The sequence below is a fragment of the Ralstonia condita genome (assembly GCF_958405655.1).
GTDB classification, from domain to species: domain Bacteria; phylum Pseudomonadota; class Gammaproteobacteria; order Burkholderiales; family Burkholderiaceae; genus Ralstonia; species Ralstonia condita.
The window spans coordinates 1-24,902 of the sequence record NZ_CATYWO010000003.1; the positions used below are offsets into that span (position 1 = coordinate 1).

Here is a 24,902-nt window from a genome sequence, read left to right on the forward strand (position 1 = left end):
CCCACAAGGCGGCCGACATCGCCGAACTGCTCCCGCATCGCTGGACGCCCAGCGCCACCTAGCTGGCAAGACGGGTTCACCGGGTGCTTACCATGAATCACTGTTCTTACGCTGTCATATTTCATTAGAGGCAAGTAAGCGGGGACCAACAGCAGTGAAATGCGGCGAGCGAGCTCTACTTCCGCGCTTTTTGCCTCGGGCGACAACGTCCCTTCTACGACCAACGAGTTGGGCGGGCATTCGCACCGTGCGTCTGGATGCGTAATCAGGGCTGAACGTGCATTTGGTCCGTGACAGGTTGGACAAAGGGTCTCAAGCGGCACGCCATGCACTCCACAGAACAACAGGCCCGGTATCAGGTGGTCGCGCCTCCAGAAAGGTCGGCCGCAAGGTGCCACATCAACACGAACACATTCGGGGCAGCTTGCGATCACGCGTGGACACCAGCCTGACCGAGGGCCACTCAACCCAACGATAGCCGGTAACCCAGCCACGGAGGCGTCAAGAAAATGTTTCTTCAGAAGCTCGACATCTTTCCCTGGCAAGAAGCGGCAAAAAAGCGGGACAGGAGTATTGTTCGCAAGCAAGGTACTGGCATCACCAACAAAGGGAGACATTCGGTCGACCAGCCCCCGCAATCCGGACGGCAACAACCAAGCCGAGAGCTTCAAGTCATCTCGTGTAGCGCGACGTATGCGGTGCCTAAACCCGGTCACGTGCTCCGAATGGCAAATCGACGTCATGTGCAGGTAGCCGCGTGGCGGAACGAATGTCATACGCTTTGATGGAGGAAGTGAGTGATCAATGCACGTGGTGCGTGTTTCCAGATGGAGGCTTCACGAAGCCCGGCTTCGCGCGCAACCATAGAGACGCTGGTAACGCAGCCCCCCCCCTTCTCGCCGCCAATTGCGTCGAAAACGCGTTGCTGTATAAAGGCCGCTCTCTGCGCCGGAAGTGCTAGGGTGCGTGCATCCGCCCCGAGCTGTCGCCGCGAGAGGAGGAAGACGTAGTCCGCCATTCCGTAGGCGAGCCGAGTCTGATACATCGATGGCAGACGGGCCCTTCCTGCAGCATCGAGCGGCTTAGGCCCCGCATGCCTCCCAATGAGCAACTCCACCTGCGGTGGAATAGCAGTTGGACGCCGCCCCGAATACCGGGGTACACGTGGAAATTGGTGGGCCGACAACCATAGCCGATCGTGGCGATACAGCCAGGTCCACAGAGCTGGGTTCCTGTGGCGTACCTGGGTCCTCGACAAGCCGATATTGGCCTTGCACAATCCCAGCCAGTTCTCTCGCTTTTCTGAGAGAAGCGTCGGCGTTATAGCGAACCTCTTGCGAGTGCTCTGGTCGACCTGCTTGACGGTCGTAGGTTTAGGTGCAGCGGACTTGTGCTTTGACACGTGCCTAGACTGCCCATCTGAAGCGTCCAGGAGCATATCGAGCAACGTTAAGTGAACCGGATGCATCGCCCGCTCTTCTCGTGCGAGGCCGTGCGCAACCAGGTCTACATAGTTCTTGTTGCCAATCAGAGCGTTCAAGCGGACGTCTTCAAAGCCGGCAGAGAAGCACCGCTCCAGGTCACGACGCAGGTGGACTAACTGAATCCGACCTGAATCCGATACATACCCCTGCTCAGCGAGCCTGCTCATCAACGCGGCTCTGTATCCGTCCAAAGGCTGACAGCAGGCGATTTGATAGCTGCGGATTGAGAAACGCTCACTATTAACTCTTGTAGAGGCATCGCCGGAAACGACTGCCAAGCGCTCAATTGAACTACATTCGTTGTCGCAGTCGAGCGCGCACCCGTGTAGAGGGCAGCGCGTTACAAAGGGCAAGCAGTGAAAACAGTACGAGACGCGACGCCCGAACTCAGCATGTGCTGCTACGGAGCACTCTGGGCACTGCAAACCAAACCGATTTCCGCACTCAACGAATGGCGGCAAGCGAGGGCAACTCGTTCGAGAACGAACACCATGAATCAGTTGCCAGTTGGCACGTGCTTGCGTGTCTACCGACATGCCGTGTCTGAAGTAGTTGAAGAGCGTGTGACCATAAAGCACCCCTTCCTCTCCCCCGTAGGCATGCTCTATAGCGACGTTGAATCGGCTAACACGACAGGGCAGCGTGTAGACCAGCGGGCTACACCGTCGGAAACACTGACCATTTAGAAGTTTGGCGTCTAGGTTATCGGTGAGGGTTGCCGCAGCATTCAGTAAGCTGGAAGCGGTTTCCCATTGCGCGGGGCACGGATAAGTTCTGCAAGCGGGCATGGTGTTTTTCCAATTGGCTGTCACTGAATGACGGCATAAGACTGCTGTTCAAGCAGGAGCCTCGGCACCGTGGCAAGCGCATGCCGCAGAGGCAACCAATCGCCATGCCTTCGCAGACTCGTGAGGGTGTATCGGCCCGGCGATGCCAAGCTATGAAGGATGTCAATGTGCGGCTGCTCCAGCACCAGGGCCTCAGCGGCGAGCTCTCGAAAACGAGCCTCGTCAAGGTGAACTAGCTGCTCACTTGAAAGCCGGCTGTCGACGTAGCGACAAACCCCGCTGGCCAGCCCATTAAGCGCTCGAGATACATCCCATAGAGCATCGTCAAACCACTGCGGTGGGCGGCAAAATTCCTGCGTACGAAGGTTTGCGTCAAATATGGCCTTACTCACGGCTGACCACTTCCGGGAGCCACGCTCTTGAGGGACTATCGTGTGAAGGCCGCTGGCTGAGAGCTCGCCAGCTGCTGAGCTTTGTTCTGAAAGAGCGGCGGCAGCCCCAGGTGTCGCCATGGATAAGACCGGGATGCCCGTAATGCGGGTGAATTGACCTAGCGTATCCCACAGTTTCTCGGCACTAGGCCCACTTGCGTCTCGTGTATTGATGCGCTCGACGATAAGCAAACCGAGATTGGTGGCTACGCCAAGCGCGCAAAGCGCCGAGCGGATGTCCACCTCGTTCCGACGGAATGGTCCATGGCGTAGCAGTGACAGGCGGGTGCCCATAGCCGCATCGAATGACCGTAAAAGGATCTCCGCAAATTTGCGAAGCGAGCCCCCTGCCGGCCACTGCACACGCAGAACCGGGAGCATCCAATAGGAGGCTATTTGGCCCTGGCTCACCTCTACAGTTAGCGGCCGTGGGTTACGGCCGATAAAATCCTGAATCGCATCAGCGATAACACGCCGGCCCATCCGCGCCTGAGCAATGACAAGGACTCCTCGCGGCTTCGCATCTGGCAGATTTGCAGCCGGCAGGCTGAGCGTATGGCCGTGCTGCCCTGACGAGTGGTGGACAAACTCGCTCGCCGTTATCACGCGAGCGCGAAAATCCGCGCGACGAAGGTCGCGTGCGGAGTAGCCTTCCCGGACGGTTGCGGCGACATTGATGAGCAGCAAGGCTAGCTCGTCATTCCCGAGGAGCAGGTCCGCATGATCCGCCGCTGCTCCGCCGACCGCACGATGGGTCCGGACAAATAGGCCCCGAGTGAGCTCGCTCATCGCGGCCAGCTTGGTTGGCGTCGGTGGCAACTGAGCAGAGCAGGGGTTTTGCTCCGCCATTACCGCTTTGAATCTCGTTTGGGCGAGCGCACCCGCCGCATATTCTTGCGCCATAAGTGTTTCCCGACCGACGTCGCATTAAAGCGCACGTGACCGTGCCTCCCCTAAAAGAGGAAGATTGATTGACTGGCGAGCCAACCCATGAGACACTTCGCGCGTTGTCAGGGCGGTGTGTCCCCATGGGGGCTCTCCGAAGAAAAAAGGCGAGGCGCCAACCTCGCCTTTTTTCGTTTACGTGGGCAATCTCGTTACTTCGATAACCACTCCTCTTAACTCGCCTCGCGAGTGTCAACGGCAACCATTCCAGCGCTGCGCAGCAGCCACAAGCAGGTTGCGCCAAACCGTGCTACGAGAAGTCGACACCAACATCACTCCCGCAGCAACAAACGGGCGGCATCGTAAATTTTTAATCTGATGCTGTCAACACAGTTTAAAAAAAATTTCTGAAAGATGCACAACTCCTCTTCTTAAAACGTTTTTTCAATTCTCAGCGCCTCATCCTCTTCCGGTCCGGCAGAGCGTCTTCACAAAGGACACCAAAGGCCAGACCACCGAAGCTGCTCGACAGCGACCGCCCGCTGCGCAGGCGCTGCGCGGATCAGCCAGGCAGCAGGGCATGAGAGGCAACCGTGGCACGCGGTCACGCTGGCTAACAGCGCTTCCAAGCGTCCATAGGGGCCCCAAGTCGCCAAGTCCGCGTCGCCAGTTGCACACCAAATACGGCCCTTAATTTTCTTATAAGACACTTAGAACACTATTCTTGCAATGGAACGCCCATAAATTCAATGCATTGAATCAGTGAATTGATCTACAAATTTCACATCCATCGGCACCTTATTTGCAGCGAGTAAACTCGCTCGCGCACAACTATAAGCTCACTCGTACGGCTTAATTTTTTATTTGATTCAATAAAATACGGCTTGAGCCATCTGAATTTATTGATATCGCCGAATATTTCCAGAACCGCATATCCGATTTTATTGAACTTTTTCGGAGCTTATCGCTATATGCAATCAAGGAGCCCTATCAGTATCTCGCAAAGGCTCGACGTCGATAGGCCTAATCCATCATGCAGAATCAAAGCTCTGTCAGTGAGACAAGCGAGTACTTGTCCATCCTCGCAATCGACGAGGATTGGGCTTTCCGGCTGCCTTCGCGCTATATCAGCGCGAAGCCATTCCCGTCGCGGTGCCAACGGCCTTTTAGTTAAACGCAGAGTGCGATTACCAGGCAGCGTTGCACCGACTACGCGAGACCGCACCGCAAGCGGTAATTGCTGTGTCGCGAATTGGTAGCCAAAATAGGGGACCCACCACGTGTGTAGCACTACGCGCACGCTCGGCCGTGCATCAACAACGCGCTCGAGCAACGGATTGTTCTCAAACAACGTATGGCCGGGCACAAGGAGACGCGGCTTCGCGCCTGCTTGCAAGCACACTCTCTGAGGATGCAGCACGCCGTCGAAGTTGAGGTAAAGGGTCGCAGCCATGGCGACTAATTGACAACAGATGCAGCGCTGGGAGCAAGCGGTCAACTTCCTAGCCGTTACAGATAGGCATAGAATTTCGCCCAGCTTGTCCCATCATCGACTTGGTCCGACTTCGCCATTGCGGCTAAAGTTCTGCTTCTGTTAAGTCGTCCCTTGACACTGCTCGCCGCGTTCGCGACGAGGAGCAATTTACCAATAACTTAAAGGCTCGTGCCGTGAGTCATGTCGACACGCCTTGGACACGTCTCGCTTCGCGCACAGCGCGAGGAATCCTTGCGCGCAAAGGCAGTAGCTACGAAGCACTTGCCAAGAATCTCTGCGCTATAGGAATCCAGGAATCCGTTAGAAGTGCCGAGAGCAAAATTCAACGCGGGTCGTATCGATTCACTTTTTTTCTCCAACTCCTGCGGGCAGTCGATTCCGAGTACCCCCAATCTTGGAGCGCATACGTCGATGCGGACGATGCCTGGGAAGTTGCTGCCAGGAAGATTATCGTCTACGAGCTAACTTCGCATGCGCTGGACGTTACAAAATTTGGGCACCGCTTGACTGGACTGGGCATCCCCGTTGAGGCCCGCTTTCTCGAATCGCAGATTTCATCAGGCGAATTCCCGTTCGTCATGGTCTTACAACTGTCCCTAGTGGCGCGCATTGTGGGGTTGGAGCGTTTCGTGGACCAGAAAGACATCGAGCACACGGCTTCGAGCGCGCGTGCCTAAACGTGTTCTCTGCGATCGGCGAGTTTCCTGTAGCTCTCATTTCTGGGGCCTCGTTTTTGGGTACGTAAAACCACGCACCATTAGTTTAGGCTGTCTACCCAGGAGGACAAGCACTGTTACAGTGTGCGCCCTCCATCGCGCACAGCTTGTCAAGCCCGTGTTGGTACGCGCGCACCTGGTTTGCGCTCAATCGTCAACGACCGAGGCCAGTGATGAGGTTGTGTCCCTTCGAATCGTTGCTACGTTCGAACGACCGTCCGTGTGTGGTGCCTTCACCTTCCGGCATCGACTGTTTGAGTTGGCGCGCTCGCGTCACGACAATCTGCAGGCAGCGGATTTCACGAAGCAAGGCGTTCACAGTGGGCAGCGCTCAAATCTTTGCCAACCCGACGCTTCATGTGGACCTCGCGTTGCGTCATGATGGGCGGCGGATAAGACATCTCTGCGTTGTCTGACATACAACGACGTTGTCTATTAGGCAGCGAGTGCACAGGCGAGCCGGCGTCAACCTAATAGGGCCTCATCGCTGATGCCCAGAGTTGTGCAAAATTGCGTCCAGCTCATGGGCTTTCCGAACAGCCAACCTTGCGCGTACTCGACACCTTCTTTGCGCAGAAAGTCCGCTTGGTGGCCATGCTCAACGCCCTCGGCCACCATGGTGATGCCGAGTGATTTCGCCAGCTCGATGATGTGCAACGCGACTTGATTCGTCGGAGCGTCGGTACCGAGCGCATCGATAAACGATTTATCAATCTTGAGGCAGTCCATGGACATGGAGCCAAGATAGGACAGGTTTGAGTATCCAGTGCCAAAGTCGTCGATGGCGATTCGAAGGCCAAGGTTGTGAAGCGCCTGAATAACTGGCAGGGACTGGCTTGGATCGAGGAAGCCTCGTTCAGTGGCCTCGATCAATAAGCTCGCAGGACTGATGCCGGTGGTACGCAAGAGTTGACGCAGTCGAGCGGGCAGCCGGTCTGAGACAAGGTCGGCTGCCGCGACGTTCACGGCAAGGTGCAGTTCCGGATGCTGGCAGAGCGCAGGACAGCATTCTCGCTCTACGATGTCCAAAACATAATTCGTGATGTCAGAAATCAGCCCGACGCTTTCCGCAACCGGGATGAACAAGTCCGGCCGGATGACCTTGCCATCAGGTCTTTTCCAGCGCAAGAGGGCTTCCGCGCCGGCGATGTGACCATCCCGCAGATCAACAACGGGCTGATACTCCAAATAGAACTCTTTCCGCCGAAGCGCGTGGCGAATAGCTGTCGGCAGTGAGGTTTGTTGCCGAAACAGATAGTAGAGCCCCACAGCCAGTAACGCGCCGCATAGCAGACCGATGGGTATCGCGCGCACTGCTAGACCCAGGGCCGTGCTGTAGACCAGTGAGGCAGGTACTGCTGCTGCCGCTACAAATTGCCGCTCGCTCGAGGCGCGCAGCATCAACAGTTGATCATGCTTGAATTGCGTCTTCTCGCTGCCTGGCGCGACACGTTCAAACCAGTCCGGCTTTGCTGCGCCATGAGAGGCCAGCATGCGACCATCGCCAATCGCATATAGGGCCATGACCGTGGCCGTTGTGCTCGGGCTGGTATTGATGGCTAATTCGCGATTGGCCACCGCAAGGTACCGGTCGCGCTCCAAGCCAATTAGATTTGGCTCCTGGCCGAAGTTGAAGCGCATGTGCATGTGAAAACGCGTGCGGGCAGCCGAGACGAAATCGATCGGCCCGAGCTGAATGCCGGAGTCACCAGGCCCATACGAAGAACAGATCACGCGATTATCTACAACGTAGGCAATCGCCTGAAGATGCTCCAGGCGCAGGGCGAGGTCGCGCATCAGTTGCAGGTGCTCCGCTGAACAAGGCGAATGACCGCTTGCCTGGAGCCGAGAGAAGGCGAACTCCGTTTGATCGCCCGTGTGCTCGCTGCGCTGAAGTACATCTGAGACCGTAGCCCTTAGATCGCTATTCACCAGCAACATCGCACTGTTCCATGCGAATACCAGGGCCATGACGACCGGGAGGATCAGCAAGAGCGCGCCAGCCAGGGCGATCACCAGCGGTGGTTTTTCGAAGTTTTTCAAGGGCTCAGCTGCATCGCATTTGTTTGCCGGTTTGGCGGACGCTGTCTCTCCATGCGGCTCGGTTTGGCGGACGCTGTCTCTCCATGCGGCTCGGTTGGGTGGGTTGCAAACCATCTCGGAGCAACCCTGGCCCCCGTCATCTCGGGGGCGTGTCGGCGTCATCGCTGTTGACGACGTTGGCACAGCGAAGCAGGTCTCGATGGTACCGAAGCGTTACACAGAAGAGGAGAACCATTTAATCGGTGCTCCGGCAAGGAAACTTGAGTGCCAGGGCATGCGACTTTTCGTGCAGAGCCAAGCGGGGGCGGACGCTCGAGCGTCTTGCATGACTTGAGCGAACGTGCGTTTGGATGTTGCGAAGCTATACACGCCAAACGCTTTGGTATCGCACGGGCCATACGAGTGTGTGCAAGGCCGTTGCAACAGGTTCGCGGCGTCCGCATTCGACGAACGTCGTTGCGTTGCCTGACTCATCGCAGGGGCGATAGATTGCCCGGGGCTATGACGCATGTGATTGCGCGTCTCGCCACGCTCGTGGCGTCATGCCGAAATGCGCAACAAACCAACGGGTAAATGAAGCCTGCCGCGTATAGCCTAATAGTGCCGCCACCCGCCCGATCCGATAACTAGGGTTGGCCAGGTAGCGGATCGCTAGGTTATGGCGCACCTCCTCTACCAGGTTAGAAAAGGTCGCGCCGGCTGCATCCAATTGCCGCTGCAGCGTACGCACGCTCAGGTGCAAGTGGTTAGCGACATCCTCTACTGACGCTCGCTCCAACGGTAATAGCAGATACACGGCGCGCCGGACCTCCTGCACCACAGCATCCGGCCCCGAGATATTGAGTGGCTCAGCCAGGCTTTCTGCATAGCGCACCAATGCCGGGTCAGCGACCGGGTTGGGCCTCTCCAGGTCAGCGGCAGCGCAGACAATGCCATTGAAGTCGCTATCAAACTGAACAGGGCAACCAAAGACGCGCCGATGCATGCTGACGTCAGCGGGTGCCGTATGCGTGAAGTGAACGCTACGGGGTTTCCAATGAACGCCAAGCAGCGCATTGCAGGTTCGGGCAAGCACGCCCACCGCCAGCTCGTTTGCCTGGCGCAGCGGCACCGGTTTCTCGGTGATGACCTCTTCGCGAATGACCACCATGTCGCCATCTGATTCGAGATAGATGGCCAGCGCCTCATTCAGCAGGTGGCGATATTGGATGATGGCCTGCAAGGCTTCACGCAGGGTTCGCTTATGCCCAAGCAACAGCCCGAGTACACCGAAGTCGAGTTCTTGTCGTGCCTCGGCCATTTGCAGTCCGAGCGTTTGGCAAGGCGCGGCCTGGGCCGTGAGCTCCATCAACTCGCACGTTGCCAACACCGGGACAGTCTGCTCCGGATCAGCCAGCTTGGCGGGATCAAGCCCTACTTGGCGTAGCGCCTCCTGTGGGTTGAAGCCAAGCCGCCTGACAACCTGAAAGTACCCATTGAGGGATCGGGCGCGCACCATCGCATCCATAGGTTTCTGCCGGTTTCGGGTCCTCTTGGTGTTTACACGGAATGGCACCAAAAGAGTAAAAATTGGCACCAAAAGAGAAATTCAACCTTACTGCTTCCCTATAGTGAAGTCCAGCCGAGACATTCCCTAGAAGGAGCCCCCACATGCAATTCCTCGACGATTCGCTGCACCCCGAAAACCAGGACAAGGTGGTCATCACAGTGGCGCCGTATGGACCGGAATGGATGCCAGAAGACTTTCCAGAAGATATTCCGGTCACGATGGAAGAGCAGATTCAGAAGGCCGTGGACTGCTACAACGCCGGCGCGACCGTACTGCACCTGCATGTGCGTGAGCTGGATGGCAAGGGCTCCAAGCGGTTGTCGAAGTTCAATGAACTGATTGCCGGCGTGCGCGCGGCCGTTCCCGACATGATCATCCAGGTGGGCGGCTCAATTTCATTTGCCCCCGAAGATGAGGGCCAAGCCGCGAAATGGCTGTCGGACGACACGCGCCACATGCTGGCCGATCTGACCCCGACCCCTGACCAAGTGACCGTGGCCATCAACACCACGCAAATGAACATCATGGAGCTGCTCTATCCGGAATACCTGGAAGGCACCTCCCTGGAACACCCGGCCTATCAGCAAGCCTATCGCGAGATGACAGTGCCGGCGGGTCCGCAATGGGTGGAAGAGCATCTGCGCCGCCTGCAGGCAGCGGGTGTACAGCCCCACTTCCAACTCACGGGCATTCATGCGCTGGAAACGCTTGAACGCCTGGTTCGCAAGGGCGTGTACAAAGGCCCGCTCAACCTGACGTGGATCGGCATCGGCGGTGGCTTTGACGGGCCCAATCCGTTCAACTTCTTCAACTTCGTCCACCGCGCTCCCGATGGTTGCACCCTGACCGCCGAGTCGCTGCTCAAGAACGTACTGCCGTTCAACATGATGGCCATGGCAATGGGTCTGCATCCGCGCTGCGGCATCGAAGACACCATCATCGACCAGCACGGCAAGCGAATGACCTCAGTGCAACAGATCCAGCAATGCGTACGCGTGGCACATGAACTGGGGCGCGATATCGCCAGCGGCAAGGAAGCCCGCGCGATCTACCGCATTGGCGTGCAATATGACAGCGTTGAAGAAACGCTGGCCAAAAACGGCATGCCGCCCAACCGCGCCCCGAATATCAAAAACCTGCCGCTGCGCGCCGCCTAAACTGGAAGAAGGCATTCCACCGGGCCCAACACAGGCGGCGCTCAACGCAAGCGCCGCCACTCGGAGACAACCATGAATCTGCATGCCGCCGACCTGCGCGCAGACAACCACGACGGCTACCTCGTTGGCCGCCCCCAAGCGTGGTTTGCGTTTGCAATGACGTTCGCGCTGATGCTGTTCGATTACATCGATCGGCAAGTCATCGTGTCATTGTTCCCGCACCTGAAGACGGCGTGGGCGCTGTCTGACAAACAGCTCGGCGCGCTTGTCTCCGTCATATCGATCGTGGTGGCTGTAGGAGGGCTGCCGGTCGCGCTGCTGGCTGATCGGTTCAGCCGCGTCAAGAGCATCGTCGTGATGGCTACGGTGTGGAGCCTGGCAACCATCTCGTGCATGTTTGCGCGCAACTATGCGCACCTCTTTGCGGCCCGCGCCATCGTGGGCGTGGGCGAGACGGGGTATGGCTCGGTGGGTGCAGCCTTGATTGCCAGCCTCTTCCCGAAGCGCCTGCGCGCGACACTGATGGGGGCTTTTTTTGCTGCGGCCTCTGTCGGGTCGGTACTCGGCGTACTGCTCGGAGGGGTGATCGCAGCGCGCTGGGGCTGGCAGGCCGCCTTTGGCGTAGTGGGCCTGCCGGGTCTGGTGCTGGCGTTGCTTTACATGTTCGTACCGGACTACAAGACAGTAGTGATGGCGCCGTCCAGCGTGCAAACGCGGCAATCCGGAAACAGCCTATTCCACGGCGTCGCCACGGCATTGTCCAGTTCACGCACGCTGTGGTGGACGTGCCTGGGCGCGGCATTTCAGCTGATCGTGGTTTCGACAATCTGGTCGTGGCTGCCAAGCTACCTGAACCGCTATCACGGGATTGCCCCCGACCGCGCGGCTATGCAGGCGGCTCTGGTCGTGCTCTGCGGCGCGCTCGGTGCATTCGTGTGGGGCGTCGTGGCGGATCTGGTTGCAGCACGGCGCCAGCGCAATCGGTTGATCGTCGTGGCGGCGCTAGCCCTCGTCACGCTGCTTGTTTTCACGGCAGCCTTCGGTATGACGATGCCAGCCAATCAACAATTCCTGTTGATCGCCCTCGGCGGCTTCCTGATGACGTGTGCCGTGGCACCGGCCTCGAGCGTGGTCTTCGACGTGATTCACCCGGGTGTGCGATCGACAGGCGCGGCTGTGCTGTCGCTGTTTCAGAACCTGTTCGGTCTGGCGATCGGCCCATTCGTGGGCGGAGCAATGTCCGACGCCTGGGGCCTGCAGACTGCACTGGCGGTGATGCCTCTTTTTAGCGTCATCGCCGCAGGCTGTTTTCTGTGGGCTGCCCGCAGTTATGAAGCCGAACTCAAGCGCGTGGCGAACGTAGCACTTGCCGCCGCGCCAACGGCCACACCGTCCGCCGTGGCTTCGGCATGAAATCCTGACCGCCTTCAACGCGCGCCGCCCCGCAAGGTACCTCACTCCTCTCCCGCTTTGCCTGCAGCTCGCCCTGTGAGCTGTGAGGGCGGCACGCACCCCAAACATCGCTGAAACATAGGAGAAACCATGGCAACCGCAGTTCGCTTTCATGAAACTGGCGGCCCTGAGGTCTTGCGCTGCGAGACCATCGAAGTTGGGCAGCCCGGGCCTGGTCAAGTGCGCTTGCGCCACGAAGCCGTTGGCCTGAACTTCGCCGATACATATTTTCGCTCTGGTCTATACCCGGTACCGCGTCCCGCCGGCATGGGCGTCGAAGCGGCAGGCGTTGTTGAAGCGGTGGGCGAGGGCGTGACCAATGTCGCAGTGGGCGACCGCGTTACCTACACCGGCTTCATCAACACGCTAGGCGCCTATAGCACCGAACGCCTCATTCCGGCCGCACCGCTCATCAAGCTGCCTGACGCCATCGCATGTGAGACGGCTGCCGCCATGACCATGCGGGGCCTCACCTCAGCCTATTTGCTGCGCCGAATCTATCCGTTCGCAAAGGGCAATACCGTACTGTTGCACGCGGCCGCCGGAGGTGTCGGGCTCATCGTCTCGCAATGGGCCAAGCTGCTCGGCCTCACGGTGATCGGGACGGTATCGAACGAAGCCAAGGCCGACATCGCCCGCGCGCACGGATGCGATCACGTCATCAACTACGCGCACGAAGACGTCGCCAAGCGCGTGCGCGAACTTACCGACGGTGTAGGCGTCAACGTCGTGTTCGACAGCGTGGGTAAGGCCACTTTCGATGCCTCGCTGGACTCGCTCAAGCGACGCGGTCTGATGGTGTGCGTGGGTACGGCGTCAGGCCCGATCCCGCCGTTCAATCCGCAGCTGCTGGCGATGAAAGGCTCGCTTTACCTGACGCGCCCGGCTCTGGCCGACTACATCGCCGATCCGACAGAGAAAGCCGAGCTAGCGGGCGAGTTGTTCGATCACGTGGCAGCCGGGCGCATCAAGATCGAGATTCACCAACGCTACGCGCTGCAGGACGCCGTCCAGGCACACCGCGACCTGGAAGCGCGCAAGACGACCGGGTCATCGGTCTTTGTCATCTGAGACATCACCATGCGTATCGAACAACTAACCAATGCCCTCGGTGCCGAGCTGATTGGCGTGCAACTGCGCGACGCGATCGAAGACGCCGAGCTGTTCAGCGAGATCCGCACCGCCCTTCTCAAGCACCGTGTGATCTTCCTGCGCGACCAAGACCTGAGCCGCGCCCAGCATGTTGCATTCGCTCGCCGTTTCGGGGAGCTCGAAGACCATCCCGTGGCCGGCAGCGACCCCGAAAACCCAGGCCTCGTGCGCATCTACAAGACGCCCGAGCAACCCAATGACCGCTACGAAAACTGCTGGCATGCCGATACAACGTGGCGCGAGGCGCCCCAGTTTGGCGCCGTGCTGCGGTGCGTGGAATGTCCGCCCGTGGGCGGCGACACCATGTGGGCCAACATGGTACTGGCCTACGAGAAGCTACCGGAAGACGTCAAGCGCGACATTGCAGACCTACGCGCCCGTCACAGCATCGAAGCCAGCTTTGGTGCCGTCATGCCGATCGAGAAACGCCTCGCGCTCAAGGCGCAATACCCCGATCCGGAACACCCCGTCGTGCGTACACACGCCGAGACCAGGGAAAAGGTGCTGTACGTGAACGGCTTCACAACGCACTTCACGAATTACCACACCCCCGCGCGGGTTCGGTACGGACAGGACGCCACTGGCGGTGCGGCGGACCTGTTGCGCTACCTGATCAGCCAAGCGTATGTGCCGGAATACCAGGTGCGTTGGCGTTGGAAGCCGAACAGCGTGGCCATTTGGGATAACACCGCCACGCAGCATTACGCAGTCATGGATTACCCGCCATGCCATCGCAAGATGGAACGCGCCGGGATCATTGGTAGCAAGCCGTTCTAACGATCGTTCGGGGCAATCCGCACCCGGCGACGACGACACTAGGAGACCCTGCAGTATGAAAACCAAGCATATCGCCCCAGTTGCTCTAATGGCTTGCGCCGGCGCAGCGTGGGCTCAATCCGGCGTCACGCTTTACGGCGTCGTGGATACCAACCTTGAATACGCCACCAACTTGCAGGGCCCCACGCCTGGCAGTTCAGGTAACCGCATCGCTATGCAGAGCGGCGGCCTGTCCGGTTCACGCTGGGGCATGCGTGGCGTGGAAGACCTCGGCGGGGGCTTGAGCGCCTTGTTCGTGCTGGAAAGTGGTTTCGCAAGCGACACGGGCCAATCGCAGCAAAGTGGTCGACTGTTCGGACGTCAGGCATTTGTCGGGCTGAAAAGCGGCACGCTCGGGCAACTCACGCTTGGCCGTCAGTACACGACGCTCTTTCAGTTGCTGGCCAACTTCGAGCCGATGGCGTATTCGACGCAGTACGAGCCCGCAGCCGTGCAGACAGGCGTCAACTTCCGTTCAGATAACACCGCTATGTACACCGGTACCTTTGGCCCGGTGACCGCGCAGGCGCATTGGTCATTTGGTACCGGCGCCCCTAGCGCCAGCCCGACTGGCGGCGGAAATGGCGAAGTGCCAGGTCAAGCCAGACGCGATAGCGGCTATGGCGCGGGGGTAGCGTATTCGGCCGGGCCGCTGGGCGCCACGCTCGCGTATGACCAGTACAACCCGAGCACGCCGCTGGGCGGCGGCGCGTTCAGCTCCGGCACGGTGCGCAAGGCTGCAGTGGCCGGCAGCTACCTGATCGGCGATACGGTCAAGGTCATGGGTGGATATCGCTGGGGCCAGAACAAGAACGCTGTCGGCAGCGTGGCACTGCGCGACGACTATTACTGGGCGGGTGTGAATTATCAGGCGTCGAGCGCGGTGATGCTGTCGCTCGAATACTCGTACCAGAAGATCACAACCATCAACAGCGCGCCGTCCACACAGGCCAATCCGTGGCAGGTGGCATTCATTGCGGACTACAGCCTCTCCAAACGGACTGACCTGTACCTGACCACGGCATATGCGCGCAATGCCGGCTTGGCACTAGACCAGGCCGGAGTGGACCTCAACGCCACTGGCTACAGCCTAGCGTCGGGCAAGACCAGCATGGTCGGTGCAGCCTTAGGCATTCGTCACAAGTTCTGAGCGGCCCACGCTGCGGTGGGGAGCAACATCCGCCCCCCCCCTTTGTCGGCATTCGAGGAGGGCGACCTCCTCATTTTTTCTGTCTTCTTCATCATGAATGTGTCCAAGACCTCTCCCACCATCTTGATGGTGCCCGGACTGCGCGACCATGTGGCAGACCACTGGCAGACGTTCCTCGAAGCACGGCTCCTTGCAGAAGGCCGCAAGGCCGCCTCTGTGGCGCCGCTGGAGTTTGACAAGCTGAGTTGCGCGGCGCGGGTAGCGGCATTGGACAAGGCCATCAGCGCGATCGACGGGCCCGTTATCCTGGTAGCGCACAGTGCCGGCGTCATGATCACCGTGCATTGGGCAAAGCGCCACGCGCGCAAAATTCACGGCGCCCTGCTAGCCACGCCAGCAGATCTTGATACGCAGTTGCCGTCCGGCTACCCGACGCAAGACGTACTGCAGAAAAACGGCTGGCTGCCGTGCCCGCGCAGGCCGTTGCCGTTTCCGAGCATCGTCGCTGCCAGCCGCAACGACCCGCTTGCTTCCTTTGACCGCGTAGCCGGGATGGCCTCCGACTGGGGCAGCCGTCTTGTCGACGTGGGAGAGGTCGGACACCTGAATCCCGCAGCTGGCTTCGGCCCGTGGCCCTTGGCGGAAAAGCTGATTCATGAACTCGTTTGATCAGCCCGTTCAGCCGAGCCAAAAGGGCAAAGACGGGCGAGGCAAGAGCCTTACCGTCGATGTGTTCTTCGACTTCATCTGCCCGTGGTGCTGGATCGGTACGCGCCATCTGTCTAGCGCGCTGAGCGCATTTGAGAAGATGCATCCTGAAGTCAAGACCAAGGTACGGTGGCGTTCGTATCCACTGCTACCGGATACCCCCGAAAAAGGAGTGCCCTATCAAACCTTCTACCTTAGCCGCCTCGGCAGCGCCACCGCTGTGTCGATGGGGCGCGCCCAGGTGGAGCGTGCGGGACAAGCTGTCGGCATCCATTTCGATTTTTCGCGCATCAGCGTCCTGCCGAATACCCAACGCGCGCATGGCGTGATCAAAGAGTTTCGGCGCGTCGATCCAGACGTACAACTGGACGTGCTAATCGACCGTATCTTCGGCGCCTACTTCAATGAAGGGGCTGACATCGGCGACCAGGATGTACTGCAAAGACTAAAAGCTGAGCACGACGCAGCCAAAGCACTCGCGCCTCCGACAAACTGGTCCAGCGTTAGCCGGCAGACTCTGCGTGGAGTGGCTGTTCCCGGCGTGCCCTATTTCATCTTCAATTCAGACGTATCCATCTCCGGCGCACACAACGCTGGGGCGCTGTTGCATGCCATGCGACACGCAGTTTCGAAATCCCAATGAGCACCATGATCAGCGAGATTGCCGTGGCCCAGGTCGGCGACGTATGCACTGGCCAACGCAAGCTCATTTTCGTCAAGGGCCGTAGCCTCCTCTTGTTCAACGTGGAAGGTCGGCTTCACGCCATCGATAACAGTTGCCCGCACAATGGCGCTTCGCTGGCGACGGGGCGCCTGGACGGCACCGTATTGCAATGCCCAGCGCACGGTCTCCGCTTTGATCTCGCCACTGGCTGTATGCCGGGCACCAGCGGTTTGTGCCTGAAGACTTATGCAATCCAGGAGGCTGACGGCCACGTTGTCATCCGGATGCCAGACGATGCTTGATTTGTCCCGTTACGTTCGAACCTTTCCTGAAGCCATCCAAACCATGCGAGCCATGCCGGCCGAGATTTGAGACTCGGTGATACCCGTGGGCCACTTCTCATTGGCCGCCGCAGCCTTAAAGTCGCGGTTAATGAGATTGGCGCCGGACTGATCTCGCTCAGATAGGAGCCGTATTAGCGACGCTTCGCTGTTACAGCGACCCGGTATTCCGAGCTGCTGCCCGTACTGCCGGCACCAACCCTTCAGCACGTTCTTGGTCGGGTATCCCAACTGACGAATGGTTGACCTGATACGCTTGCCGAGCTTGATGTAAAGCTCGACTGCTCGAGTCCTACCCTCGCACGGATACATAAACCACCTCTAGGTAGTCCAAGATTTTGTCCGCCGCTCCGGCCCGGACAGATTCCTTACGCGGGAATACGCAAACCGGCGGATCGTGCTCGGCATCCGCCGTTGGATCGCGGCACAGGATTAGAGAGACACAGCATTGGATTCAACGACGCGCTACCGATCTAGATCCCAGCAAGTTGATAACTAACCCCAACAGCACAAAAAGGCACCCGAACCACTGATTGGTGCTGAGCCCTTCTCCCAGCACAACAGAAGCAGTAGCTAACCCAACAACAGGAACGAGCAAGGTAAACGGTGCCACCTTGCCCGGAGGATGCCGAGTAAGCAACATCGTGAAAGCCCCTGACCCAAACAGGGTCCCGCCAAATGCCAGATAAGCCACCGATCCGACGGACGCGAGCGAGAAATGCCGAAGTGTACTGACTACAGTACCCGGCCCCTCCAGCCAGAGCGATAGCAGAGCAAAGGGCAGCGGTGGGATTAGCCCCGTCCAGACGATAAAGCCCATGAGGTCAAATTTTTGCCCCGCAGGTATGCTGTCAGCGGCCATGCGCGCCACCACATTTGACAGGCCCCAGAAGGCCGCTGCGCCAAGTACCAAGCTAAACCCAAACCAGCTTGCGCCCTGAGTCGTGCCGGCAAGCCCCCCGGCCAACATGGAGAGTCCCCCGGCGGCGACTGCCAGTCCAAAAAACTGGGGCCAGTACCAATGCTCGCGCAGCAAGAAGGCAGCGAATATCAGCGTGAAAAATGCCTGCGATTGCAGCGCGACCGAAGCGACCCCAGCAGGCAGGCCATTGCGAATGGCCAGAAAGAGCAAAGCAAACTGGCCCACACCCACGGTCAAGCCGTAGGCCAGCCACCACCGTAGAGCAACGCGCGGACGCGGCACGAAAAGCATGGCGGGAAAGGTCGATAGCACGAAGCGCAATGCGCCCATGAGCATCGGTGGCATACCGACCAAACCAAGCTTGATAACGGTAAAGCTCATGCCCCAAACGAGCACGACACAAAGTGCGAGACCGACGTCTCGCAAGGGCATGAAAAACATGGATCAGACCTTTAGCAAACCACCATCGACCGCAAGTGTTTCACCCGTAATGAACGACGCGTCCCCTGACGCAAGGAAAACCACAGCACGGGCAACATCATCGGGGTTGGCTATGCGCCCCATTGGAAAACGAGGCAGGATCTGCGAACGAGTTTCTGGGCTGAGCTGTGCCCGTACCATTTCCGTTTCCACCACGCTAGGGGCTACCGCGTTGACGCGAACGCCGTGGGGCCCTAATTCCCTTGCGAGCCCCTTGGTGACGGCTACCACACCAGCCTTGGTCACGCCGTACCAGACGTTACCAAACGTACCTCCGCCTTTGTATGCGGAAATAGAGGCAAGGTTAATGATGACGCCCGCGCTACGCTCACACATGGCAGGGGCGCATGCTTGGACGCAGTTAAAAATGCCTGTGAGATTGGTGGCGGCCAAATTGGTCCATGTGTCGTAGCTCGTTTGCAGCGCGGGGCCGGTGGTCATCACGCCAGCATTGTTGACCAGGATATCGATGTGACCGACTTCGTTACGGATCGTCTGCATGACATGAGCCACATCTTTAGGGTGACGCACATCCATGCGTTTTGCGCGGGCACCCTCTCCCAAGGTGGCTGCACGCAACTCAGCATCCTCGCCGTGAAAGTCAGTGACATACACTAAGCAGCCTTGCTCCACAAAGTGTTTGGCAATGCACGCACCAATGCCTCTGCCAGCACCCGTAATCACAGCGATTCGTTTAGTTTTAGGGTTCATAGATCTCATCAAAGCATGTGGATGCCGTGACTGGCACCTATGGACTGGCCATTCATCAACTTACTGGGGAAAGCTGCCAGGAGCACTGCCAGTTCGGCCAATTCGTGCACCGTTGTGTATTCACCGTCGACGGTATAGCGCAAGAAATCCTGCACCACCTCGTCTTCAGAGACTCCGCGCTCGCGTGCGAGCAACGGCAGCTGAAATTCGATGAGGGGGGTACGAACGAAGCCTGGACAAATTGTGTTGGCGCAAATGCCATGACGACCATTCTCTTTTGCAATGGCTCGGCACAGTCCTACGATGCCATGCTTGGCCACAGCGTATGGCCCCTTGTTTTCCGACACCATGTAAGAATGAATGGAACCAAGGAAAATCAGGTTACCTTTTCGAGCGGGCACCATATGACGCAAGGCGGCACGACAAGTCAGGAAGCTCCCATCGAGGTGCACCGCGAGCAGGCGCTTCCAATCCGCAAAGGAGACATCCGCCACTGAATCGAGATGCTGGATGCCTGCATTGGCCACCAAGATGTCTAACCGACCATGCGCGCGAGCAAAACGGTTCACGCCATCATCGACCTGCGACTCATCCGAGACATCCATGGCAATCGCCTGCGCCCGCCCTCCTGACTGCAAGATTTGCTCTACAACGTCATGGGCGCCATTGATGTTGATATCGGCAACGCCAACCAGGGCGCCCTCGGCAGCGTAAGCATGCGCGATACGCTGACCGATACCGCCGGCTGCACCGGTGACGATGGCTGTCTTATCCGCAAGTCTCATTGGAAACCTCCAGCGACGACTTCGGCATCGATCAAAGCTTTATCGGCATCATAGTTACGTGAAGCCCAGTACAAGCACAGTACCGCCGGTATGCAGCTCAGGGTGACCCAAGCCAGAGCAGACTGCAGGCCGATCCTGTCGGACAGCATGCCAACGACGAATGGGCCCATCGTAAAGCCTATGAGGTTGTTAGCCAGAGTCACCATGGATACTGCAGAAGACCGCAGCCCCGGGTGCACGACGTCCATGGCGACAGCGGTAGGGATGCCGCCTATCGCACCCATGAAGAAGCCTCCGAGCAAAATCATCTGATACTGCTTGGTACCGGGTTCCATCCCCGTGAAGGCGGGGAACAGCACGAGCACGGTGAGCAAGCCGCATGCGACGGTGATAAGCAAGCGCCGACGCGGTACGTTCGCTGCCACACGGTCAGCTACCATGGCCCAGAAAACCGTGCCGCAGGCGCCAGCTAGGATGACGGGGGCCGTCTTCAGGCCAATCGCAACACCCTGCAGGCTGTAGGCGCGGGCAAAGTAGCTCGGTAACCAGGCATTCATGGCCATGTAGGTGATCAGCATCAGGCCACTACCCAGGTAGGTAGACCAAGAGGTACGGGCGCGAAAGAGCTCCAGGGCAGCTTCCTTGAACCCCATGGTGGTCCCCGAGTTTCCGGCCAGTTTTCTCAGCGGTATGGTGCGATAGTCCTTGATGGCGAAAACCAGTAAAGCCACGACGATCCCAGGCACCCCTACGATGCCGAAGGCCGCGTGCCACCCCCATTTAACTGCGATTGCGCCGCCCGCGATGATGCCGATCACGGAGCCAACAGATACGGCAAAGTAAAACAGGCCGATCACGGTGCTGCGCAAACGCGACGGAAAATGGTGCGCTAACAGCGAGCAGCCGGCATTGCCATAACCCGCCTCACCTACGCCGATGACGGCGCGCATGGCGAGCAGTTGTGTGTACTTGGAGGCAAACATGCAACCTACTGTGGCAAAGCCCCAGCCCACGCCCATCAGGACGATGGACTTCACTCGGCTCCAACGATCCACCAACACCGCCACGGGTAGCGATAAGAGGCCCACCATGAGGGATACGATGGACGCGAGCGCACCGAGTTGGGTGTCCGTCAGGCCCCAGTCCTTCTTGATGTAGGGAAACATCGAGTTCACTATGCTGCGGTCGATGTAGTCAAACAGCATCAAGATGAACAGAAGGACCAGGGCAAACCAGGCATGGCCGCGAGATACAGCGTAGCCTGGTCGTCCTACGATGCTCTTGCTCTGCGGCAGGTGCATTGTTTGTCTCCGATTTCTTATTGTTTGGGTAGATGCGTCAGGCCATATCCGCGACGCGAGCGGTTTGCGCTGACGGCGTCTTAGCTTGATGCATGCCCATCATTTCGCGGGCTTCCTCCGGCGTTGCAATTTCCCGGCCCAGCTCGCGTGCAATTCGTACTGCCTTCTCGACGAATTGGGCATTGCTCACGGCAAGCACGCCATGCTCGATGTAGACGTTGTCTTCGAACCCGACGCGAATATTGCCGCCCATGGCAAGTGCCATCATGGACAGCGGAATCTGGTGTTTGCCGATGGTCACCACCTGCCAGCTCGATCCTTCCGGCAGGGCATCGACTAGGATCATCAGATTCTTGGGTGACGCTGGGACGCCGCCATCGATGCCCAAGACCAAGCTGAAGTGCATCGGTCCCTTGAGCACGCCACGATCGCGCAGCTTGATCATGTTATCGATGTGGCTGAGATCGTAGACCTCTAGTTCGTTGTGGATGCCGCGCTCATTGCAGCCATTGATGAACTCGGTGTTCCAAGCCTTGGAATTGTCAAACAGCACTTCCGTAAATTTGTGCTGGAAATGGAACGAGCCAGCGTTCACCGTCAGCATGTCGGGGCGCGGGTTGATGTCGAGCAGGGCCATGCGCTGCTCCTGTGTGAAACCGATAGCAGGGTATTGACGACCGCGCACATATCGCGCGCCAATGCCGTTGCCCACCTGCGTGATCATGCCGGGGCAGCGTGAGTTAATGCCGCCGACCACCTCGCTGTAAGTGTCTAAGTCGGCCGTGGTCAGCCCCTGCTTATCGCGCACGTGAATGTGAGCGACCGAAGCGCCGGCGTTGTACGCATCCTGCATGGCCTGGACGATTTCGCCAGGTTGCTCGGGCAGATTGGGGTTAGCTTCCTTACCGTGCAGGCCGCCAGTGGTGGCCACGGTGATGATGACCTTTTCGGACCTAGTGACGTCGAGTTTCATGGGTTGTCTCCTTCGTTAGAGGCGTTGGCATTCAACTCATTCTTGCTTTTTTCTCGAAATAAGATCAATAATGAAATGAAATATTTCACTGATCGAAATTTCAGTAGACAGTCCTGAGCAGAGAATTCGGTATGGCAACGTTGAAGGAAGGTGAGGCTGACGCGACATCGTTGCGCCCATTCTTGGTGCTGGAGTGCGTCATGCGCTCGTCCACCCCTCCGTCGTTGGATGACATCACTCGCATGTGCGGATTGCCGAAGCCCACGGTGTTCCGCATCCTTGGAAGCCTACAAAGTAGCGGGTTGCTTCAGCGTGAACCGATCAGCCGGTGCTATTCCGCTGGTGCTCGGCTGACAGCATTTGCGATGGACGTAGTGAACAGCGCCGCGCTGCGTGCAGAACGCAATGCCATCCTGCGCCGCCTCGTAGACGAAATCGGGGAGACCTGCAACTTCACTATGCTCGACGGAAATCAGGTCCTGTACTTGGACCGAGTGGAAACATCGATGCCTTTGCGATTGCACCTTGAGGCTGGCATCCATGTGCCGCTCCATTGCACTGCAAGCGGCAAGCTGTTCTTGAGCCAACTCTCGCCCAAACATGTGTACCGCCTGCTGGGCAAAGGGCCTTACCAACGCTGGACCCCCAACACGATCACCGATCCGCAAGCTATGGAAGAGGCGCTCAAGCGAATCCGCCATGACATGGTGGGAACCGACAATCGAGAGGCCGATCCGGATTCGGTATGCGTAGCGGTGCCGGTGATGGAAGCAAAAGGGCGCGTATATGCTGCTGTTGCTGTGCACGGGCCAGCCTCGCGTATGACGCTGGAAAAAGGGTTGCAATATGTACCTGCCATGCGGTGCGCAGCTGATGCCATATCGAAGAGCCTTGTGGTCAATAACGAAAACTCCGCCGATCGAAATTGATGGTCACCGAGTGGGATCGAGTGGAACAGTCGATAGCGTTGATGGCCGCTTGGCCTTACGATCCAGCCAAGCATCGGATTGCTGTGATCCGCGATGGCTTAAAATAGTTGTTTCTACTCGCTGGCAGTTAGACGGCAATCTCTCCCGACACTGGAACTCGGTGAATTTGCCCCCATATCTCCGGACACCGCCTCACACTTGAGTTGATGATTCTGTCCTGCGCCTGAACTCGCGTGGCGAGCGATATTTCAGTGCGCTATGGGGATGCTGCTCGTTATAGTGCTCGAACGCGATTGCAAGGTTGGGAACCGCCCCGGGTTTAGTGGAGGCTCCAACTCTTGAGAGAATGGAGCCATGAGCAAGCCAAGCAAGTTTTCCCCGGAAGTCCGGGATCGCGCAGTCCGTCTGGTACGAGAGCAGCGTAGTTAGCATCCGTCGTCGTGGGCGGCGGTCGAATCGATAGCGCCGATGATCGGCTGCACGAGCCAGACCCTGCTGGGTTGGGTGAAGCGAGAGCAAGTCAATAGCAGCGAGCAAGGCGGCGTAACGACGTCGGAGCGCGAACGCCTCAAGGCGCTGGAGCGAGAGAACAAGGAGCTGCGCCGGGCCAACGAGATCCTGAAGCTGGCCAGCGCGTTTTTCGCCCAGGCGGAGCTCGACCGCCGTTTGAAGTCCTGAAGGCCTTTATCGATCAGCATCGCGACACCTTCGGGGTCGAGCCGATCTGCAAGGTCTTGCGGATTGCCCCGTCGGGTTATCGGCGTCATGCCGCACAGCTTCGTGATCCATCCAAGCGCTGCGCACGGGCGAAGCGCGATGAGATGCTGTGTCCCGAGATCAACCGGGTCTGGCAGGCCAACATGCAGGTCTACGGCGCGGACAAGGTCTGGAAGCAGATGAATCGGGAGCGCATCGCCGTCGCCCGCTGCACGGTCGAGCGGCTGATGAAACGATTGGGCTTGCGCGGGGCAGTTCGCGGCAAGCGGGTCCGGACGACGATTCCTGATGCCGCCGCACCGCGTCCGCTGGATCGGGTGAATCGGCAGTTCAAGGCTGACCGGCCGAATCAACTGTGGGTCTCTGACTTCACGTACGTGTCGACGTGGCAAGGATGGCTGTACGTGGCCTTCGTGGTGGACGTGTTCGCCCGCCGCATCGTCGGCTGGCGCGTCAGCTCGTCCATGACCACGGACTTCGTTCTGGATGCACTTGAGCAGGCGCTGTACGCTCGCCGGCCAGGAGGCGATGGAACCTTGATACACCACTCCGACAGGGGATCGCAATACGTCAGCATTCGCTACAGCGAGCGGCTGCCTGAAGCGGGCATCGAGCCGTCGGTCGGCAGCCGAGGCGACAGCTACGACAACGCGCTGGCTGAAACGATCAACGGCCTGTACAAGACGGAGCTGATTCATCGCCGTACCTGGAAAACTCGGGAGTCTGTCGAGCTGGCAACCCTGGAATGGGTGGCCTGGTTTAATCACCATCGACTGATGGAGCCACTCGGATATATCCCGCCCGCCGAAGCTGAGGCAAACTACTATCGGCAACTTGAAATCGCCGACACTGAAACCGCATTAACTTAAACCAGCCAGCCTCCACGAGGCCCGGGGCGGTTCAAAGTGCATTTTCAGTTGATGTTTTCATAGGGCGCGCTCGCAGGTTAGGATTTGCCTTCTAGCGTAGCGAAGGCTTGGATCAGGACATCCGCCACTTCCCCGGATTTTGCTCGATTTGGCGTAGCGATGCGTAGAGTCGCCAATGCTTGGATGAGGATTTGTCCAGCACATGTCAATCGCCTGCTACCCGTGATTTCACGCTTGTTAGGTAGAGGTCCAAGAGACATCCATCCCTTGATGCGGGCCCTTGCATTGGTGCGCGTGGCATACGCGTACGAAGGCCTTGCTGACCAGCGTAAAACTTGCTAACCTGCGCGCCGTCATAACCACGGAATCATCTCCATGGACAGT

General features: G+C 58.6%; 20 protein-coding genes, 2 pseudogenes and 1 other annotated feature. Of the genes and pseudogenes, 11 read left to right on the forward strand and 11 right to left on the reverse strand.

Annotated features, from left to right (window positions below):
• Positions 1-772 precede the first annotated feature (772 nt).
• The 3 genes from R2N03_RS21015 to R2N03_RS21020 all read right to left on the reverse strand — a co-directional run bounded on the left by R2N03_RS21015 (position 773) and on the right by R2N03_RS21020 (position 5,041).
• Entirely contained in the window at positions 773-2,272 is a 1,500-nt protein-coding gene (locus R2N03_RS21015) for a TnsD family Tn7-like transposition protein (protein WP_428984397.1), read from the reverse strand.
• Positions 2,273-2,292: 20 nt separating this feature from the next.
• Complete coding sequence (locus tag R2N03_RS11740) at positions 2,293-3,606, reverse strand: hypothetical protein (protein ID WP_316657799.1); 1,314 nt, start codon at positions 3,604-3,606, stop codon at positions 2,293-2,295.
• Between the two features lie 949 nt (positions 3,607-4,555).
• The gene (locus R2N03_RS21020; RefSeq protein WP_428984398.1) at positions 4,556-5,041 is read right to left on the reverse strand and encodes an HAD domain-containing protein; all 486 of its coding nucleotides are present in this window, start codon (positions 5,039-5,041) and stop codon (positions 4,556-4,558) included.
• Between the two features lie 215 nt (positions 5,042-5,256).
• On the opposite strand from R2N03_RS21020, the gene R2N03_RS11745 reads away from it, so the two are divergent.
• A complete protein-coding gene (locus R2N03_RS11745; RefSeq protein ID WP_316657801.1) occupies positions 5,257-5,760 on the forward strand; it encodes a DUF6471 domain-containing protein in 504 nt (167 codons plus the stop codon).
• 504 nt (positions 5,761-6,264) lie between these two features.
• Here R2N03_RS11745 and R2N03_RS11750 read toward each other — a convergent pair.
• Both R2N03_RS11750 and R2N03_RS11755 read right to left on the reverse strand, forming a co-directional pair.
• Positions 6,265-7,842: an EAL domain-containing protein gene (locus R2N03_RS11750; RefSeq protein ID WP_316657802.1), complete on the reverse strand. Its 1,578-nt coding sequence runs from the start codon at positions 7,840-7,842 to the stop codon at positions 6,265-6,267.
• 499 nt (positions 7,843-8,341) lie between these two features.
• Positions 8,342-9,349, reverse strand: a complete 1,008-nt coding sequence (locus tag R2N03_RS11755; protein WP_316657803.1) for an AraC family transcriptional regulator — start codon at positions 9,347-9,349, stop codon at positions 8,342-8,344.
• Between the two features lie 143 nt (positions 9,350-9,492).
• Here R2N03_RS11755 and R2N03_RS11760 point away from each other — a divergent pair, with 143 nt between their 5' ends.
• The 8 genes from R2N03_RS11760 to R2N03_RS11795 all read left to right on the forward strand — a co-directional run bounded on the left by R2N03_RS11760 (position 9,493) and on the right by R2N03_RS11795 (position 16,792).
• Complete coding sequence (locus tag R2N03_RS11760) at positions 9,493-10,548, forward strand: beta-keto acid cleavage family enzyme (protein ID WP_316657804.1); 1,056 nt, start codon at positions 9,493-9,495, stop codon at positions 10,546-10,548.
• Positions 10,549-10,620: 72 nt separating this feature from the next.
• Complete coding sequence (locus R2N03_RS11765) at positions 10,621-11,961, forward strand: MFS transporter (RefSeq protein WP_316657805.1); 1,341 nt, start codon at positions 10,621-10,623, stop codon at positions 11,959-11,961.
• Positions 11,962-12,090: 129 nt separating this feature from the next.
• Positions 12,091-13,071 carry a quinone oxidoreductase family protein gene (locus tag R2N03_RS11770; protein ID WP_316657806.1) on the forward strand — a complete coding sequence of 327 codons (981 nt, stop codon included), beginning with the start codon at positions 12,091-12,093 and terminating at the stop codon, positions 13,069-13,071.
• Between the two features lie 9 nt (positions 13,072-13,080).
• Complete coding sequence (locus tag R2N03_RS11775; protein ID WP_316657807.1) at positions 13,081-13,929, forward strand: TauD/TfdA dioxygenase family protein; 849 nt, start codon at positions 13,081-13,083, stop codon at positions 13,927-13,929.
• 55 nt (positions 13,930-13,984) lie between these two features.
• On the forward strand, positions 13,985-15,118 hold the full coding sequence (locus R2N03_RS11780) for a porin (RefSeq protein WP_316657808.1): 1,134 nt from the start codon (positions 13,985-13,987) through the stop codon (positions 15,116-15,118).
• 93 nt (positions 15,119-15,211) lie between these two features.
• On the forward strand, positions 15,212-15,787 hold the full coding sequence (locus R2N03_RS11785; RefSeq protein WP_316658184.1) for an RBBP9/YdeN family alpha/beta hydrolase: 576 nt from the start codon (positions 15,212-15,214) through the stop codon (positions 15,785-15,787).
• Positions 15,774-16,469, forward strand: a complete 696-nt coding sequence (locus R2N03_RS11790) for a DsbA family oxidoreductase (RefSeq protein ID WP_316657809.1) — start codon at positions 15,774-15,776, stop codon at positions 16,467-16,469. Before R2N03_RS11785 ends, R2N03_RS11790 begins: the two co-directional genes overlap by 14 nt.
• Positions 16,466-16,792 (forward strand): Rieske (2Fe-2S) protein, encoded by a 327-nt coding sequence (locus R2N03_RS11795; protein ID WP_316657810.1) that lies wholly within the window; start codon positions 16,466-16,468, stop codon positions 16,790-16,792. Before R2N03_RS11790 ends, R2N03_RS11795 begins: the two co-directional genes overlap by 4 nt.
• A gap of 493 nt (positions 16,793-17,285) precedes the next feature.
• On the opposite strand, the gene R2N03_RS11800 is transcribed toward R2N03_RS11795, so the two are convergent.
• From R2N03_RS11800 to R2N03_RS11820, 5 genes are read right to left on the reverse strand one after another with little or no spacing between them, the layout of a single operon-like run.
• A complete protein-coding gene (locus R2N03_RS11800) occupies positions 17,286-18,185 on the reverse strand; it encodes an EamA family transporter (protein WP_316658185.1) in 900 nt (299 codons plus the stop codon).
• 12 nt (positions 18,186-18,197) lie between these two features.
• The gene (locus R2N03_RS11805) at positions 18,198-18,944 is read right to left on the reverse strand and encodes an SDR family NAD(P)-dependent oxidoreductase (protein WP_316657811.1); all 747 of its coding nucleotides are present in this window, start codon (positions 18,942-18,944) and stop codon (positions 18,198-18,200) included.
• Positions 18,945-18,952: 8 nt separating this feature from the next.
• Complete coding sequence (locus R2N03_RS11810) at positions 18,953-19,729, reverse strand: 3-hydroxybutyrate dehydrogenase (RefSeq protein WP_316657812.1); 777 nt, start codon at positions 19,727-19,729, stop codon at positions 18,953-18,955.
• A complete protein-coding gene (locus tag R2N03_RS11815) occupies positions 19,726-21,030 on the reverse strand; it encodes an MFS transporter (protein ID WP_316657813.1) in 1,305 nt (434 codons plus the stop codon). Before R2N03_RS11815 ends, R2N03_RS11810 begins: the two co-directional genes overlap by 4 nt.
• Positions 21,031-21,067: 37 nt before the next feature.
• A complete protein-coding gene (locus R2N03_RS11820) occupies positions 21,068-22,003 on the reverse strand; it encodes a beta-keto acid cleavage family enzyme (RefSeq protein WP_316657814.1) in 936 nt (311 codons plus the stop codon).
• A gap of 131 nt (positions 22,004-22,134) precedes the next feature.
• Here R2N03_RS11820 and R2N03_RS11825 point away from each other — a divergent pair, with 131 nt between their 5' ends.
• The gene (locus R2N03_RS11825) at positions 22,135-22,932 is read left to right on the forward strand and encodes an IclR family transcriptional regulator (RefSeq protein WP_316657815.1); all 798 of its coding nucleotides are present in this window, start codon (positions 22,135-22,137) and stop codon (positions 22,930-22,932) included.
• A gap of 192 nt (positions 22,933-23,124) precedes the next feature.
• On the opposite strand, the pseudogene R2N03_RS11830 reads toward R2N03_RS11825, so the two are convergent.
• Positions 23,125-23,244, reverse strand: a pseudogene (locus R2N03_RS11830) (integrase core domain-containing protein); the annotation flags it as partial.
• Positions 23,245-23,286: 42 nt separating this feature from the next.
• Here R2N03_RS11830 and R2N03_RS11835 point away from each other — a divergent pair.
• A pseudogene (locus R2N03_RS11835) lies at positions 23,287-24,518 on the forward strand (IS3 family transposase).
• Positions 23,565-23,681 (forward strand) — a sequence feature (AL1L pseudoknot). It overlaps the preceding pseudogene by 117 nt.
• Positions 24,519-24,902: the final 384 nt, after the last annotated feature.